Below are 16,614 nucleotides of genomic sequence, written 5' to 3' on the forward strand. Positions count from 1 at the left end.
GAACCATTCCGTGAAAGGGTTTGAATGAATCGGCTTGCGCTACAAGTAACGTGTGTTGTCGCCCTCTCCGTGACGCTCTTCTGGAGCATCTGGCCCCTGGACAAGACGCTGCGCCTGGGCAAGGACCTGCGCGGCGGCGTGAGCCTGGTCTATGCGGTCAAGATGCCGCCCACGGCCAAGCCCGAGCAGGTGCTCAAGCAGGTCATTGACGTGCTCAAGCAGCGCGTGAACCCGACCGGCGTGCTCGACATCTCCTTCGTGCCCCAGGGCCGCGACCGCATCGAGGTGGTCATGCCGCTGCCCGGCGCCGAGGTCCGCGCCAAGCAGGTCGCCTTCAAGCAGGCGCTCACCGAACTGGCCAGCCGCAGCGTGATCGACGCCACGGAATTGAACCAGACCCTCGCCGCCGGCGGCGCCGTGCAGCGCTTCGGCGGCACCGATCCCGCATTCAAGGAGAAGATCGCCAAGCTGCAGGCGGCCTACGACCAGGCCAAGTCCGCGCGGAGCGCGCTGGAGGCGGCCACCAAGGGCGGCGGCGACATTTCGGCCGCGGAGACGGCGCTGGCCAAGGCAGAGAACGAGCTTGAGGCCCAGCTGAGCGGCGTGGCCACCAAGGGAATGGGCGAGTCGCGCCTGCTGCGCGTGCTGGCCCTGGACCACACCCCGCGCCCGATGCGCGACGCGCAGGGCGCCATCATGCTGGACGAGAACGGCAAGACCCGGATGGGTCCCAGCGAGCGCGACCGCGGCCTGCAGGCCATCCGCGCCGAGTTCGCCGGTTCGGCGAAGGACCTGGACGCCATGCTGGCGGCCTACGCCGAATACGAGAAGGTGCACACCAGCCTGGACGATCCCGAGGACTTGAAGCGACTCTTCCGCGGCGCCGGCGTGCTGGACTTCCGCATCGCGCTGAAGAACAGCATTCCCGAGGGCGTCAACCCCGAGCAGATGCGCAAGGAGCTCGCCGAGCGCGGCCCCAGCGGCGCCCAGAGCGCCGTCGCCGCGTGGTATCCCATCAACGATCCCAAGCAGTGGGGAGAGACACCGGCCCAGATCGACGCGCTGCTGCGCGACCCCGCCACGTATTTCGCCCAGCGCGACCTGATCGCCGCCAGCTACGACGGCAAGCCCTACATCCTGCTTTCGACGCTTCCCGAGAACATCCTGACCCACTCCAGCGGCGGGCATTCCTGGAGCATGGAGCGCGCCTCGCGCAGCGTGGACGAACTCGGACGCACCAGCGTGGCCTTCCAGCTGGACAAGACCGGCGGCGAGGAGATGGGCCGCCTCACCGGGCCGCACGTCGGCCGCGCCATGGCGGTCATCCTGGACGGCCAGGTCTACACCGCGCCGAATCTGCAGAGCCGCATCACCAGCCACGGGCAGATCACCGGAAGCTTCGATGAAGAGGAAGTGAAGTACCTGATCCGCGTGCTCTCTGCGGGCGCCCTCGAAGGCCAGCTCAGCGCCGAGCCGGTCTCGGTCAGCGTGCTCGGACCCTCGCTGGGATCCGACAATCTGCAGCGCGGCTTGCTGGCGGTGGCCTTGTCCACCCTGGTGCTGGCCGTGGTCAAGATCCTCTACTACCTCGTCGCCGGAGGCATCGCCGACATCTCGCTCATCGTCAACGCACTGGTGATCTTCGGCGTGATGTCCTTCATGGACGCCACCTTCACGCTGCCCGGCCTGGCCGGCGTGGCGCTGAGCATGGCGATCGCGGTGGACGCCAACGTGCTCATCTATGAGCGCATCCGCGAGGAATTGGTGATCAACAAGGAACCGCTGCGCAACGCGGTGCGCCTGGGTTTCCAGCGCGCCTTCGCCGCCATCTTCGACGGCAACATCGCCAATCTGATCATCTGCACCATGCTGATCATGTTCGCCGGCACCGAAGTCAAGGGCTTCGGCGTGACCATGGCCATCGGCGTCTTCGCCACCTTCATCACCGGTCTCTGGGTGACCCGCGTGCTGCTGGCGGTCTGGACCAACTGGATGGGACAGAAGAAACTGCCGATGCTGGCGATCGTCTTCCCGGGCGTGGCGCGGGCGCTTCTGCCCTCGATCGACTGGATCAAGATCCGCGGCGTGCTGGTGGGCGGCGCCTTCGTGGTGGCCGTGGTCTGTCTCTTCGGCATCGTGCACCGCGGTTCCGACATCTTCGAGACGGAGTTCCGCGGCGGCGTCTCGATCACCATGACCACCCGCCTGGCCAAGCCGGGCGAGGCGGCGGACAAGAGCGGCCATCTGCTGCTGTCGCGGGCCGAGGTGGAGCACCGCATCCAGGAGGTCGGCAAGAAGAATGCCGACAACGCCATCCTGAGCGAGTTTGCCGCGGCCACCGCCCTGACCGTTGGCGAGCAGACCGCGGACTTCCGCGCCGCCACCTTCCAGCTCAAGATTCCCAATCCCTCCTCCATCGAGGATGAGAGCAAGATCACATCCACGGTGACCAATGCGGTGGTGAAGGAGTTCGCCAGCGAGATGGACGCGCGGCTGCCCTCCAAGTTCGTCGGTTCCGACGACGCCTCGCATGCCAAGAACACCTTCCCGCTGGAGCGTGACACGATCGGCGCCAGCGTCGGACGCCCGGGCCTGGAGCGTCCGGTCGGCAACTTCCGCGGCGGCGTCGCGGTGGTCATCGACGGCATCGAGCCGCCGGTCACCGTCGAGGATCTGAAGCAGCGCATGACGCGTCTGCGCAACCAGCCGGACTTCTCCGAGCAGGCGGGACGCGACAGCGAGGTCATCGGGCTCGATCCCGTGACGCTGCCCGACGGCAAGAGCGGCTTCCGCTCGCTGGTCGTGCTGGTCTCCGATCCCTCCATCAATTCGCTCAAGTCGCCCTTCGAGACCTGGGACGCCACACTGGCCGCCACCGAATGGAAGCTCATCTCGACCGCGGTCGGGCAGGGCACCACGCTCGACCAGGTGAGCAGCTTCAGCCCCAGCGTCGCCCGCAATCTCGTCGCCAATGCCACCGTCGCCGTCGCCATCAGCCTGCTGCTCATGCTGGGCTACATCTGGGTGCGCTTCGGCTCCTTCCGCTTCTCCTTCTGCACGGTGCTCTCGCTGGTGCTGAACATGGTCGTCTGCCTGGGCGCGCTGGCCTTCAGCGGCATGATCTCGCGCACCAGCTGGGGAGCGGCGCTGGGGATCAGCGATTTCCGCATCGACCTGAACGTGGTGGCCGGACTGCTGACCGTGCTGGGCTACGGCCTCAACGACGCGGTGGTCATCCTCGACCGAATCCGCGAAAATCGCGGCAAGGCGCACTACGCCACCCGCACCGTGGTGAACTCCAGCATCAACCAGAGCTTCGGCCGAACCGTGCTCACCGGGGGCAACTCGCTGGCCACCGCGCTCATCCTCTATGAACTCGGCGGCGCCGGACTCAAGCCCTTCGGTTACGTCTACTTCGTCGGAGTGCTGGTCAGCACCTTCTCCAGCGTGGCCATCGCGGCGACGCTGGTCTACGTCAAGAATGAGGATCCCACCGCACAGGCAAAGGCGGAATCGGATTTGCGCACGGGCTCGAAGGCCCTTCCCGCGTGAGTGTGATTCCGGAACACCATGAATAAATCCCTCCGAGTTTTGATCGCCGTCGTCGTCCTCGCCTTCGCCGCCGCGGGCCTCTACTACGCGTGGTTCGCCCCGGCCAAGCCCGCGCTGGAGAAGATCGATCTGCAGAAGCAGGCAGGGCCCAAGGTCGCCATCGACCAGGGCAAGCCGCTGGAGGATGTGGGCAGGCCTTCGACTGCCGCCCCGGCTCCGGTCTCGGTGCCATCGACGGTGCCTGCGACGGCGACCCCTCCCGAGGCCGCCTTCACCGCCACGCCTCCCTCGAACATTCCGCCGGGGTTCAAGGTCGATGATCGACCCATGCAGCCCTTGCCCAGCACGCTGCCCGGTTTTGTTCCGGCGCAGACCACCGGCGCGGCGCCCAATGGAACGACCGCGCCTGCCAGCGGCGCTTCGACGCCGCCAACGGGCGCCGGATCCGCGAAGAACTCCGGGACCGCGCCAAATCCCTCAACCATCGCTCCGGTTCCCAACAGCAATCCGGTCGTTCCATCCCCAAGCAACCCCGGCGCCAAGTCGCAGGGGATTCCCGCGACCACTCCGGGAGCACCGCCTGCGGGTGTCACGCCGGTTCCCGCTTCGAAGACGCCCGCAACCAAATCACCTTCCACGGGTGAAACGATCCATGTCGTCGTTGAAGGCGACACGCTCAGCTCCATCGCCCGCAAGTACTGGGACACGGCGCAGGGCTGGGAGAACATCGTCAAGGCCAACCCCGGCGTGAATCCCAACGCCTTGAAGCTGGGCACCAAGCTGGTCATTCCGGCAAAGGATGGCGCCGCCGGCCCCGCGACCAAGAACGCTCCCTCCGCGCCGGCCGCGACGCACACCGGCAAAGTCACCGACTACGAAGTCATCTCCGGCGACACGCTCTCGAAGATTTCCAACAAGGTCTACGGCGATTCGAAGTTCTGGAAGTTGATCTACGAGGCGAACCGCAAGACCATCGGCAATGATCCCGCGGCGTTGACCGAGGGCATGAAGCTGACCATACCGCCCAAGCCGGATGGCGCGACGAAGCCTTCGACCCCTACGACGCCGCCAACGAAGCCGTCCTGAGGTTTTCCCGCAGGCGATTCAAGTCCAGTCCGCCCACCACGACGCTGGTGACCTGCGGGTGGGCCAGGATCCAGGGCAGAGCGATCTTGGGATCGAGCGTTCCGCTGGCCAGCGGCTTCTTCACGAAGATGGCCTTGCCCAGGGAATGCGCCAACGGAAGCAGCGGTAGCAGTTGCAGCGCGTCGGGATGGACCTCCAGCATCACCGCGTCGACCATGGGATGCTTGATGGCGAGCTCGCCGCCCAGGAAGGTCTTGGAGGAGAAGCCCACGTTGCGGACGCGCGACTCCTTCTTCAATTCGTGCAGCGCCTCCACGCAGCCGCTCTCCTGCAGGATCTGTGCGTCGCTTCCATCCGAATGCACGAACACCGCGTCCAGGGCGTCGCAGTTCAGTCGGGCGAAGCTCTCCTCCACGCTCTCCATGACCGCGGCGGGGCTGAAGTCGAAGCGCGAGGCGCCCTCGACGAAGCGCTCGCCGACCTTGGTGGTGACGAAGAGTTCGGCGCGAAGGGTCGGGTCCAGGGTCGCAAAGGCCTTGCCCAGGCGCTCCTCGCTGCTGCCATAGGCGGGGGCGGTGTCGATCAGCCGGACTCCCTCGCGGATCACTTGGTGCACGAAAGCGATGGCTTCGGCCTCGCTCGGAAGCCTGAAGGCAGCGGGGTACTTGGCCCCCTGGTTGCGCCCGATCTTGAAGGCGCCCCATCCGATCACGGGCACCGGACGGTGCAGTCGCGGTGCGGTTCGCGTTGGAATGGAGAGGGCATTCATGGAAGTTCGCTCCATTGCGCATGATCCCAGGGACGGGCAGCAAGCGGGGGCCTTGGCAAGGGCTCGGGCCAGCGAGTTTGCGCATGAACCGACGGAAGCAGGTTGGCCACGATCGACTGTGCGGCAAGAGGGGCCAGCACCAGCTTCACCGGCCAGATCGTGGTGATCCGGCCCGTCGTGCTCGTGAACGCTTTGGGCGGACGCCGCCCATCGCGGGTGTGGGGCTCGGCGCGGGCCACATCGTGGCTGGCGAAGGCGCAGCCGGCGAAGGAGACCGCGGGAAGGCAGCGGGAAATTTCCTCCATCGCATGGTGGCGAAACTGATCCGGGCTCATTCCGGGACCATCCTCGGCGATCTGACCGCCGACATTCCACACCACGCGGGCGCCGATCTCGCCGCCGGATGTTCGTTCCGTCGTGGCGCTGGTCACGGTGATCCTGGTCTTCGCGCCGTCGATGCAATGGCCGAACACCATCGGCAGATCACCGCGAATCAGCGCCTGACGAAGTGGACGCTGCTGCATGGGAGGACCGCTCAGATGCGCCAAGCCGAGCATCTCCTGATTGCCAAGCCCGGCCGTCAAGATGAGGTGCCGCGCCCGAACCCGGATGCCTGGCGAGCCTTGAATCTCGACCTCCACATGGTCAGGGTTCTGCGTGATGCCGGCGACCGCCCCATGGAGAAGCGTTTCCGCATGGGGCCGGGCGAGCTCCTCCAACAGCGAGATGGGATCGATCACCAATTCGCCCAGCGAAAGCACCTCGCCCTGCACGCCGCCCACCCAGGCGGGTCGAACGGAACTCTCGACCGGAATCGGCCGGGTCCGCAGGGCCAACTTCGCACCCAGCAAGCCGGCGGCGCCGCTGAAACCTGAAGTTCGCCAGAGCATGCACTGCCGGGTGAGCACGCGGACCGCGCCCAGATCTTCCTTGTCGGCAAGCATGCCTTCCCAAAGCTGGGCCGCCGCGGAGGCCTCGACCGCGTCATCGCCGGCCAGCCCGCCCAGCGCATACTTCACTCCGGCGTGCAGGATGCCCTGACTCGCGGTGGTTTGGCCCAAGCCCAGCGCATGTTTTTCCACCAGCAGCACCGACGCGCCCGCACGGCGCAGCTCGCGCAGCGCAAAAAGTCCGGCGGCACCGCCGCCGACCACCAGGGCATCGATAAGAATGGGCTCACGCATGCGGCAAGTCGCCGGCGGATGCTATCCTGCTTCGCTCGCACATTCACTCGACCTAGTTTGCACCTGCACTCGACCGCTCACCCGCAAATGACCCTACAAGCAGTCCTCATTCCTGGCGACGGCATCGGACCGGAAGTCTCCGCGGCGGTGTGCCGGATCTTCGCGGCCGCCAAGCTCGACATCCAGTGGCTGCGCCACGACGCGGGGCTCGCCGCGGTCGAGGCGGGCTCCAAGACCACGCTGCCGGAGTCCACGCTCAATGCGATCCGCCAGCACCATGTGGCCCTCAAGGGACCGTGCACCACGCCCATCGGCACCGGATTCTCCAGCGTGAATGTGGCGTTGCGCAAGACGCTGGGCCTCTACGGCGCCGTCCGCCCGATCCGCAGCCTCGCCGGAGTGCCGACCCGATTCCAGGATGTCGATCTGGTCGTGATCCGCGAGAACACTGAGGGCCTCTACGCGGGCATCGAGAATGAAATCACCCCCGGCGTCGTCACCAGCCTGAAGGTGGCCACTGAGCTGGCCAGCCGGCGCATTGCCGAGTTCGCCTTCACCTACGCCGCCGACCGCGGCCGCAAGAAAGTCTCCGTCTTCCACAAGGCCAACATCATGAAGATGAGCGACGGGCTCTTCATCCGCTGCGCCAAGGAAGTCTCCCAGAAGTGGGCCGGAAAGATCCAGTACGAGGAGCTCATCATCGACGCCGCCTGCATGCGCCTGGTGCAGGATCCGTCTCGCTTCGACGTGATCCTGATGGAGAACCTCTACGGGGACATCGTCAGCGACCTCGCCGCGGGCCTGATCGGCGGCCTGGGCGTGGCGCCCGGCGCCAACTTCGGCGGCGAGGATGCGGTCTTCGAGGCGGTCCACGGATCCGCCCCCGACATCGCCGGCAAGGGCATCGCCAATCCCATGAGCCTGCTCATGAGCGGCGTGATGATGCTCAACCACCTGGCCGTGAAGCGACATCTTCCCGAGCTCAAGGCCGCCGCCGACCGGATCCGCAACGCCTACGACAAGGCGCTGCAGGAAGGCTGCAAGACCGCGGACATCGGCGGCAAGCTTTCCACGGAGCAGTTCGTGGACGCGGTCATAGCGCGGCTGGCCTAATGGCCCGGTCGGCTTTCGCCGAAGACGAAGGCAATATCAATCACCTCCGGCGCATGTGAGTTTTCAAAAACAACGCCGCCTGACTCGGGAGCGTTGCGCACTCAACCCCCACAAGGGCAGAGTGCGTGACCCGGAGACCCGCCGGGCGCTCCGCCATCAGGCGGCAGCGCAAACATACTTGTTCCTTGGGCGGGGACAAATGGAAACCGGAAAAATTCTTCACTTGCCATAAATAGTTCGCGGCGCGGTGGAAGGCATCTGCTGGCCGTCTTTGTGCACCAAGAGTGCCTTGCGGATCGCAGGAATTGAGGTCGTAACGTCGCGAGGGGCGGCGACGCACTCAAACGCCCGCGGTTTCGGTCGCCGCGGCGGCGATTCGGCCATCCTCGCCCACCTGGTCCACCCGCACCGAAACCCGCCGGCTCACGCCGCGCTCGGCCATGGTCACGCCGTGCAGCTCGCGGCAGGCCTGCATGGTGCGCTTGTGGTGGGTGATGATGATGAAGTGGCTGCGGTCCAGGAAGGGGGGCAGGGCCTTGGTGAATCGCTCCACGTTGGCCTCGTCCAAGGCGGCGTCCACCTCGTCCAGGATGCAGAAGGGGCTGGGGCGGCTGCGGAAGATCGCCATCAGCAGGGCCACGGCGGTCATGGTCTTCTCGCCGCCGGAGAGCTGGCTGATCACGCGGGGTTCCTTGCCGGGGGGTTTGGCGCGGATCTCCACGCCGCTCTCCAGCCAGTCGACTTCGCCGTTCTCCATCGGGATCAGGTAGAGGTCGGCGCTGCCGCCGCCGAAGAGTCGCCGGAACATGCCGTCGTTGCCGGCGAAGCGTTCGCGCACCGCCTCGAAGGTCTCCTTGAACTTGCGGCGGCTCACGTCGTCCAGCTTGAGCACCAGCTCGCTGAGCCCGGCTCGGGCAGCGTCAATGTCGCCCACCTGTCGGGAGAGCTCCTCGTTCTTGCCCTCGAGCTGGGAGAGTTCGTCGATGGCCTCCATGTTGACGTTGCCCAGGGCCTTGATCTCGTCGCGCAGCTGGTCGGCTTCTCGGCTGGCGGCCTCGCGATCGGGGGTCATGAAGCCGGGCACGGAGCGCTCGGCCACATAATCGGGATAGCCCGAGGAAAGGTCGATCGCCAGCTCAGAGAGCGAACTCTCCTCGATGGATTCACGGCGGACCTCCGCCTCGCGTCGGCTCATCTCGACCGCCGAGTGGTCGCGTTCCACGCGGGCGGCTTCGTCGCGGACGATCCGCATCGCCTCGGAAAGCTGCTCGGCAAGCATCACGGCCTGCTCGAGTTGCTCCGCCATCACGGCGACCTGCGCCGCCGCGGCCTGCTGTTGATCGGCGGCCAAAGCCTTCTGGGCCTCAGCCTCGGCCTGCTGCCGGGCCAGATCCTGCGAGCGCTCGGCGCGGCGCTCGGCGTCGCTCTGAAGCTCGGCGTCCTGAAGTTTCGCCTCGTCGAACTGGGTCTCAACCAGGCGGCGCTCGCGCTGCCGTCCCTGCAAAAGTGCCGTCGACTCGCCAAGGCGGGTGCGCGCCGCGGCCAGCGATTCGTTGGCCGCCTCAAGCGATTGCCGGATTCCATTGGCGGCTTCCGTGGCCACGGCGATGCCGGTGCGTTCCTCGCCAAGAAGTCGGTCGAGGCTGGCGACCTTGGCGGCGCCCTCGCTGCGCTCCTGATCGATTTCGCGCAAGCGGCGGTCCGCCTCATGGCGTTCCAGGTCGGTGCGGTCGCGGTCGTGCCGGACGCGCGAAGCGAGCTGCTCCAGCCGGTCGGCCTGGTACTGCGCGTCGAGTCGCTTGCGCATGGCCAGCTTCATGCTTTCATCCGCCTCGCGGTGGCGGGCGGCGGCGATCTTGGATTCCTCAGTGAGGCCGGAGAGGTCGCCCTCGGCCATGGTGATCTCCACGGAGATGGCGGCGATCGCGGCCTCGAGCTCGCCGCGCTCCACACGCCGTGCCAGCACACCGGAGCGCAGGGCCCGGGCGCCGGTCATGTGAATCTGGCCGCGATGATCGACCATCGCCCCGCAGCGGCTCACCAGCGTCGCGCCGCGGTATTCGCCATTGGCCAGGCGAAGTGCCGCCGCCAGCGAATCCACCACGAAGGCGTCGCCCAGCAGGGAGTGAACCAGCGGCTTCAATTCATTGCTGCAGCGAACCGCGTCGACCAGCGGCTCCACGCCGGGCTGCCGAGGTCGCTCGGCGGCGGGGGCGGGGACTCGGTCGATGGCACCGATGCGCACCCGGCCCTCCTGGCTGCGGATGGAATCCACCGCGGTCTCGAGGTCGGCGTGGCTGCTCACCAGCAGCATCTGCAGGTCCTCGCCCAATGCGGATTCGATGAAGGTGGCGTGCTGGCCGTCGGTCTCGATCAGGTCGCCGAGCATGCCGGCGAACCACGCGTAGTTCTGCCGCTCCGAGAGAATGCGCTTGACCGCCTCGTCCAGGCCCTCGCCCATCGAGGCCATTTCGTCGAGCAGGCGCAGCCGGCTCTCCAGGCTTGAGCGCTCCTCGCGCCGCGATGAGAGCCGCGCGATCGCCTCTGCCTGACGGTCGCCGACGGCTTCGACCGCGGACGCTTCGGCCTGCAGCTGCGTGTGCAGCCGCTCGATTTCCTGCTCGGCGAGCTTTCGCGATTCCAGTTCCTGGGCGCGCTGCGATTCAAGCGTGGCGAGCTCGCTCTGCAGACTCTCAACGCGCGCCGTGAGTCGCTTGACTTCCTCGTTGAGAAGGGGGACGCGCTCATCCATGGCCGCCAGTCGTCCGGCGGCCCGGGCGCGCTCACGCTCGATGCCGGTGGCGCTCTCGCCGCGCCGGCGCATTTCCTGCTCGGACTCGCTCAGGCGCTCGGAGGCAACCGCCCGCTCGCGCGACGCGCTGGCCGCGGCCTGCTCCGCCTCGGTCACCTGAGACTCGGCCGCCGCCGTCAGGGATTGTGCATCCTCAAGGCTTGCGGAAAACTCACCCAGCTTGACCTTCATCGCCGCCAGACGCTGTCCCTCCGACTCCGCCGCCTGCAGATTCTCCGCGCGGGCCCGCTCCAGGAACTCAAGCCTCTGCTGGGCTTGCCGCTCGATTCCGGCGGCTTCCAGCTGCGATTGCTCGAGGGAATGGCGTCGATCCAGTTTTTGGGCGCGGTCGGCGTCGGCGTCCAGGCGCCGCTGCTCGGTGCTCTCCAACTGGGCCGTGACCTGCCTTCGCTTCTCCTCGAGCGTGGTCACCTGGTTGGTCAGGCCAACCAGCTGCTCGCGCAATTCGTGGTATTGCTCGAATGCCACCGAGCGTCGCAGGCTGCTGCGGCGATCCTCGAGCAGTCGGAACTTCTTGGCCTTCTCGGCCTGACCGCGCACGATGCGCAGTCGGCGCTCGACGCCCAGCAGTTGCTCGCGCACCGCGACCAGGTGGCGCTCCGCCAGATCAAGCTTGCGCGCGGCTTCGTGCTTGCGCGATCGGAAGCGCGCCACGCCGGCGGCCTCTTCGAGGATGGAGCGCCGCTCCACGGGCTGGGCGCGCAGCATCGCATCCACCTTGCCCTGCTCGATGATGCAGTAGGCGTCGTTGCCGATGCCGGTGTCCAGAAATAGTTCGCGGATGTCGCGCAGGCGCACCTTGCGCGAGTTCACCAGATATTCGCTGCGGCCATCCGCCCAGAGGCGGCGCTCCACCTGCACCTCGTCGCTGTCGACCGGCAGCACGCGGTCGCGAACCGCCTCGCGCCGGATGACCTCGCCGTCGGCGGGCTCGTCGCCGAATTCCTCGGCCTCCACGAGCTCGGGGGAGGACTCGGATCGCTGCAGGAACTCCTGCATTTTCGGGTTCTCGAAGACCAGGATGACGCTGGCCATGCCCGCGGGCTTGCGCGACGCGCTGCCGGCGAAGATCACGTCCATCATGGCGCCGCCGCGCAGGCTCTTGGCGCTGCGCTCGCCCAGCACCCACTTCACCGCGTCCACCACATTGCTCTTGCCGCAGCCGTTGGGCCCGACCACGCCGGTCAGAGGGGAATCGAATCTGAATTCAGTTGTGTCAGCGAAACTCTTGAAGCCGCTGAGTACCAGTCGAGCCAGTCGCATTGGACCTCCTGTCAGTTGCGCCGCGTCCCTCCTGGACGCCTTCGAAAACCGCTGGGGACCGAGTCCACTCAGCGCGGGACAGTATCAACGATTTTCGGCTTGGCATCAAGTTGCTTCGGGGTGGAATCCGGCGTCCGGGTCAGCAGGGAATCGGTGACGTCCGCCTCCGACGGGAACTCGGGCCGGTCGACCGGAGTCGCCCGTTTGTCCTCCTTCAGGATCGCCGCCAGCAGGCGGTCCTGCTCCCCCTGGAACTCGCCGGCGATGTAGCCCGCGCTCCACAGGGAGTGCAGCGCATTGATGGTCTCGCTGTAGCTCAGCGCGATGCCCGCGTCGGCGCCGCGGGGTCCGACGGGCTTGGCCATGAAGCTCACGATCGAGGCGAGCTTGGCCGGGACGTTGTCGATGGTGGGATTGATGTCGGGGCTCGAGCGGTAGAAGATCTGCACGTTCGGGTCGTCCATCTCGCCCCGCATCAGCAGCTTGCCGTTCCAGAGATTGGCGGTCAAAGGCCGCATCAACTCGGCGTTTTCGCCGAAAATCACGATCCGCGGATCTCCGGTCTGGGTGAGGTAGATCAGGGGCTTCTTGGCGTCCACCAGCTCCATCTTGAAGCGTCCGTTGAGGGAGTAGACGCGGATCGAGGAGTCACGTCGCCGGCGCAGGCATTCGTAGGCCGCGAAGCGCACGTCCATGTCCCGGTCGTCCAGGAACTGCCGCACGCCGATGTCGATCATGGGGTTGGGATCCATCCGGGAGAGCAGTCGGATCGCCGCTTGGCGGTTGTCCTTGGGTCCGGACTTGGCCATCTCCAGCAGGGCGGGAACGGCCAGCGGGTCATTCAGCTTGGCGCCGGCTTCGAGCGCCGCCATTCGGGGCTGCTCCTCGGGGTTGGTGTAGAGCTCCTGAATGATCGGAATGCTTTTCTTGCCCAGCGACTGCCAGCGCCAGGCGGCCGCTTCGGCGGCGCCGGGATTGGCCACCAGGCTGCGCCGGATGTTGGTGGCGGTCTGCTCGGTCGCGCCGATGTCCACCGGCGAGTGGCGGATGAGCTGGGCGAAATCACCGGTCCGGTCCTTGAAGCTCGGCGGCACGGTGAGGTCGATCAATTCGTCGCTCTTGCCCATGGCAGTGTCGTTCTTCTGACCCACCTCGCGCGGAAAGAGTCCATTGATCGCGGATTGAATGGTGCGCGTGCGATTGTGGCTGGGGGTCGCCAGGCGCAGCTTCAGCGAGCGATCCTTCAGCACGGTGCCGCCCTCGAGGATTCGGCCGCTCAGGCGGTCGACCGCGTCGGAGCCCACCGCCACCGCGGTCGAGAAGGGATTGATGAAGATGGGTCCGCCCGCCTCGGCGATGGGGAAGGCCTGCTGGGCGCCGCTGGTCAGAATGCCGGGGCGCAGATCCGTGGTCCACAGGCGTCCGCCCTCCAGGCTCGTGGTCGAGGTGCCGGGCGCCGCGAAGAGGCGCACGTCGAACTTCGTCCCCGCGATCGCGCCCGGCGGAATGATGCCTTCCACGATCACCGCGGCCACGTCGTCGGTGTCCAGCAGTCGCGAAGGAGATCCGCCCAGGTTCAGCAGGGGATCGGACATGTTGCGCCGGCCCATTTCGCGCAGCAGCAGGGCGCGGACCTCCACCGGCATGGCCCGGCTTCCGGTGCCCTTGAGGCCGACCACCAGTCCGTAGCCGCGCACCACGGTGTCGTTGAAGCCGAGCAGCACGGCCTCTCCCGCGATGGTCCCGCGCATGATCGGATCGACGTCCATCTCCACCGGCGGGCGCTGCACGAAGGAGGACTTGGGCTGCGGTGTCGCCTTCTCAATGTTGGAGCAACTTGAGGCGACGCAGATCAGGATCAAACACAGGACGAACCGCATGGATTGCGAAGGGTAGCGTGCCAGCGGGTTCTTTCTCAAACCGGTGGTTGCCATTGCTGCTTTCGGGCGAATTGAAGCAGGTCGATTCCCGGCGTGCTGCGAACCCGCTCCCGCTTTCCAGCCACGCTTTGGAATTCGATCTCCCAGGCGTGAAGCAGCAGGGGTTCCGGATCGCGCCCGGCGGGAGCCCGTGAAGTGTTGGGAGGCAGGTCGGCGCGGTAGACGCGGTCGCCCACGATCGGGCAGCCGATCATCGCCAGATGGGCCCGGATCTGGTGCAAGCGGCCGGTCAACGGCTCGACCTCAAGAAAGGCATGCGTCTTGGACTTGTCGAGCTGCTTCCAGCGGGTCTCCGCGGCCTCGCCGCCGCGCGGCGGATGGACGCTGACCTTCATCTCGCCGCGGATGACTTCCTCCAGCGCCCGCGTGCAGCGGCCCGTCGGAGCGGGTGGCGCGTGGTGGACGATCGCAAGGTAGCGCTTGGCGACCGTGCGATTCTCGAATTGCGCCCGCACCCGGTCGTAGCCCAATTCGGTCAACCCCAGAAGCACCACTCCGCCGACATCGCGGTCCAGACGGTGCAGCAAGCCCCAGTCGCGGTCGGCGCCAAGCTTGGAGAGCGCCTCGCCATGCGTGGCAAAGGCGGCGTTGACCAGCGTGTCGTCCAGGTGGCCGCGGCCGGGCTGCGTGGGCAACCCCGCGGGCTTGTCCAGCGCGAGCACATGCCCGTCGTCGAACAGAATGGTGACGCGGATTTTCGGATTGGCCTTGGGAAGCTGGCGCTCCGGCCGCGCAGTCTGCGCCTTCGGTTGCTTGTCGTGCTGGTGGGCCATGGATCGGTCGCGGTCGTGGATCTTCGCCGACCGGGCGTCGATACTATCCCCTCATGCTTCGCGAGAGCTCACCCACGGCGGCTCGCCTTGCCCCATTCGGCGAGAGCGTCTTCACGCGCATGAGCCGTCTGGCCGCGGAGCACAAGGCCGTGAATCTGGGTCAGGGGTTTCCCAATTTCGATGGACCGGAGTTCGTCAAACTCGCCGGAAAGTCGGCGATCGACGGGGGATTCGGCCAGTACGCCCGTGCCTTCGGCCTGCCCGAATTGAACCGCGCCATCGCGGCGAGATTCCGGATCGACTCCGGCATCGAGGTCGATCCCGAGAAGGAAGTCACCGTCACCAGCGGCTGCACCGAGGCGATCGCGGCGGTCATGCTCGGACTGGTCGAACCCGGCGAGGAAGTCGTGGTGGTCGAGCCCTTCTACGACAGCTACGGAGCGACCATTGCGATGGCGGGGGGAGTGCTGCGCAGCGTCCGCCTGAGCCCGCCCGATTTCTCATTTCCGCTCGAGGCGTTGAAGGCCGTGCTCACGCCGCGCACACGCTTGATCCTTGTCAACTCGCCCCACAATCCCACCGGTCGCGTCTTCACCGACGCGGAGCTTGCGGGCATTGCGGCGCTGGCCATCCAGCACGACTGCCTGGTGGTGAGCGACGAGGTCTACGAGCACATCTGGTTCGAGCGCCGGCACCGCTCCATCGCCACGCTTCCCGGCATGCGCGAGCGCACCATCGTGCTCTCCAGCCTGGGCAAGACCTTCTCGCTCACGGGATGGAAGATCGGGTGGGCCATCGCGCCGCCACGATTCACGCAAGCCATCCGCAGCGCCCACCAGTTCCTCACCTTCTGCTCGGCAACGCCCCTGCAGCGGGCCGCGGTCGACGCGCTGGCGGCGCCCGAGAGCTATTTCACCCAGTTGCGAAGTGATTACGCCAAGCGGCGGGAATCCTTGCTGGGCATTCTTCGCGCTTCCGGATTCGATCCCTTCGTCCCCGAGGGCTCCTATTTCGTGCTCGCCCGACATGAGCCTTTTGGGTTTCCCACCGACGAGGCCTTCTGCGAACACCTGATCAAGAGCGTGGGCGTGGCAGCGATTCCATGCAGTCCCTTCTATGCAGCCGCGGCCGGTGAGACCGGCGGAGACGATCCGACCCGGCTGATTCGCTTCGCTTTCTGCAAAAACATCGACACCATCGAGGAGGCGGGGCGGCGGCTGAAGCAGGGTTTGAGGCCTGTCGCGAAATAGGGATTTCTGCTAGGCTGCTCGGCTTGCCCCTTTTCACAGGAGAGACACGTGTACGCAATTTTTGAAGACAGCGGAACCCAGATTCTTGTTCGCCAGGGTGATGAGATCGAGATCGATCTTCGTCCCCTCGAGGACGGCCAGAAGACCCTCACCTTCGACAAGGTGCTCGCCCTTGGCGGCACTGACGGCACCCCCGCGAAGATCGGTGTTCCCTACCTCGCCACGGCGAAGGTGGAGGCCGAGGTGATGGAGTCCTTCCTGGGCGAAAAGCTGGTCATCGGCAAATATTCCCGCCGCAAGGGCTACCGCCGCACACTTGGTCATCGCCAAGGGCTGCTGCGCGTCCGAGTGACGGGCATCTCGGCGTAACTCGCACCGCACCTGCACGCGAGCTTCTTGAGGGCTCGTCCGGGCAGTTTCGGCGCCTCACAGATTTGGGCAGGCGGTCGCCCTTGAAGTGTTTAAGCCTTCAGGCGAGGAAAGTCCGGACACGGAAGAACACGGTGATGGCGAACGGCCACCGACCAAGCTGATGGTCAGGGATAGTGCCACAGAGAAGAAACCGCCGAACGGCTCCTCACGGAGTGCGTGGCAAGGGTGAAATGGTGCGGTAAGAGCGCACCGCTTGTCTGGCGACAGACAAGGCATGGAAAACCCCACCGCGTGCAAGCGCAAGCAGTCCTTGTTGGGAAACCAACGCCCGTTGTTCGCGGGTCGGACGGGTCGCGTGCTTCGAGGTCAACGGCAACGTTGATCCAGAGAGAAATGATCGCCACCAGCTTCGGCTGGAACAAAATCCGGCTTACGTCCAATTTCAGCGGCGGCGGGTCTTCGGACCCGCCGCGTCATTTTTGGAGAAAATTAATTTTGAA

The 16,614-nt window shown here is 66.3% G+C and carries 10 protein-coding genes and 1 other RNA gene; 6 read left to right on the plus strand and 5 right to left on the minus strand.

The window, feature by feature from the left end; translation table 11 throughout:
* Positions 1 to 24 precede the first annotated feature (24 nt).
* Positions 25 to 3,552 (plus strand): protein translocase subunit SecD, encoded by a 3,528-nt coding sequence (secD, locus tag K8R92_03290; GenBank protein MCE9618916.1) that lies wholly within the window; start codon positions 25 to 27, stop codon positions 3,550 to 3,552.
* 18 nt (positions 3,553 to 3,570) lie between these two features.
* Positions 3,571 to 4,638, plus strand: coding sequence for a LysM peptidoglycan-binding domain-containing protein (locus tag K8R92_03295; GenBank protein MCE9618917.1), 1,068 nt, complete (start codon positions 3,571 to 3,573; stop codon positions 4,636 to 4,638).
* Here the strand turns inward: K8R92_03295 and K8R92_03300 are convergent.
* Together K8R92_03300 and K8R92_03305 are read right to left on the minus strand one after the other, a co-directional pair.
* On the minus strand, positions 4,610 to 5,407 hold the full coding sequence (locus tag K8R92_03300; GenBank protein MCE9618918.1) for an aldo/keto reductase: 798 nt from the start codon (positions 5,405 to 5,407) through the stop codon (positions 4,610 to 4,612). The genes K8R92_03295 and K8R92_03300 overlap by 29 nt on opposite strands.
* Positions 5,404 to 6,591 carry an FAD-binding oxidoreductase gene (locus tag K8R92_03305; protein ID MCE9618919.1) on the minus strand — a complete coding sequence of 396 codons (1,188 nt, stop codon included), beginning with the start codon at positions 6,589 to 6,591 and terminating at the stop codon, positions 5,404 to 5,406. The genes K8R92_03300 and K8R92_03305 overlap by 4 nt, the downstream gene beginning before the upstream one ends.
* A gap of 87 nt (positions 6,592 to 6,678) precedes the next feature.
* Between K8R92_03305 and K8R92_03310 the strand changes: the two genes are divergently transcribed.
* On the plus strand, positions 6,679 to 7,704 hold the full coding sequence (locus K8R92_03310) for an isocitrate/isopropylmalate dehydrogenase family protein (GenBank protein ID MCE9618920.1): 1,026 nt from the start codon (positions 6,679 to 6,681) through the stop codon (positions 7,702 to 7,704).
* Positions 7,705 to 8,044: 340 nt separating this feature from the next.
* Here the strand turns inward: K8R92_03310 and smc are convergent, their stop codons facing one another.
* From smc to K8R92_03325, 3 genes are all read right to left on the minus strand, one after another.
* Entirely contained in the window at positions 8,045 to 11,779 is a 3,735-nt protein-coding gene (gene smc, locus K8R92_03315) for a chromosome segregation protein SMC (protein MCE9618921.1), read from the minus strand.
* Positions 11,780 to 11,847: 68 nt separating this feature from the next.
* Complete coding sequence (locus tag K8R92_03320) at positions 11,848 to 13,659, minus strand: flagellar basal body P-ring protein FlgI (GenBank protein ID MCE9618922.1); 1,812 nt, start codon at positions 13,657 to 13,659, stop codon at positions 11,848 to 11,850.
* 35 nt (positions 13,660 to 13,694) lie between these two features.
* Complete coding sequence (locus K8R92_03325) at positions 13,695 to 14,492, minus strand: RluA family pseudouridine synthase (protein MCE9618923.1); 798 nt, start codon at positions 14,490 to 14,492, stop codon at positions 13,695 to 13,697.
* Between the two features lie 53 nt (positions 14,493 to 14,545).
* On the opposite strand from K8R92_03325, the gene K8R92_03330 reads away from it, so the two are divergent.
* From K8R92_03330 to rnpB, 3 genes are all read left to right on the plus strand, one after another.
* Positions 14,546 to 15,742 carry an aminotransferase class I/II-fold pyridoxal phosphate-dependent enzyme gene (locus tag K8R92_03330; GenBank protein MCE9618924.1) on the plus strand — a complete coding sequence of 399 codons (1,197 nt, stop codon included), beginning with the start codon at positions 14,546 to 14,548 and terminating at the stop codon, positions 15,740 to 15,742.
* A gap of 48 nt (positions 15,743 to 15,790) precedes the next feature.
* The gene (gene rplU / locus K8R92_03335; GenBank protein ID MCE9618925.1) at positions 15,791 to 16,111 is read left to right on the plus strand and encodes a 50S ribosomal protein L21; all 321 of its coding nucleotides are present in this window, start codon (positions 15,791 to 15,793) and stop codon (positions 16,109 to 16,111) included.
* Positions 16,112 to 16,172: 61 nt separating this feature from the next.
* Positions 16,173 to 16,562, plus strand: an RNA gene (rnpB, locus tag K8R92_03340) — RNase P RNA component class A.
* Positions 16,563 to 16,614: the final 52 nt, after the last annotated feature.

Source organism: Planctomycetota bacterium (genome assembly GCA_021414025.1).
In the GTDB taxonomy this organism is placed as follows: domain Bacteria; phylum Planctomycetota; class Phycisphaerae; order Phycisphaerales; family SM1A02; genus SYAC01.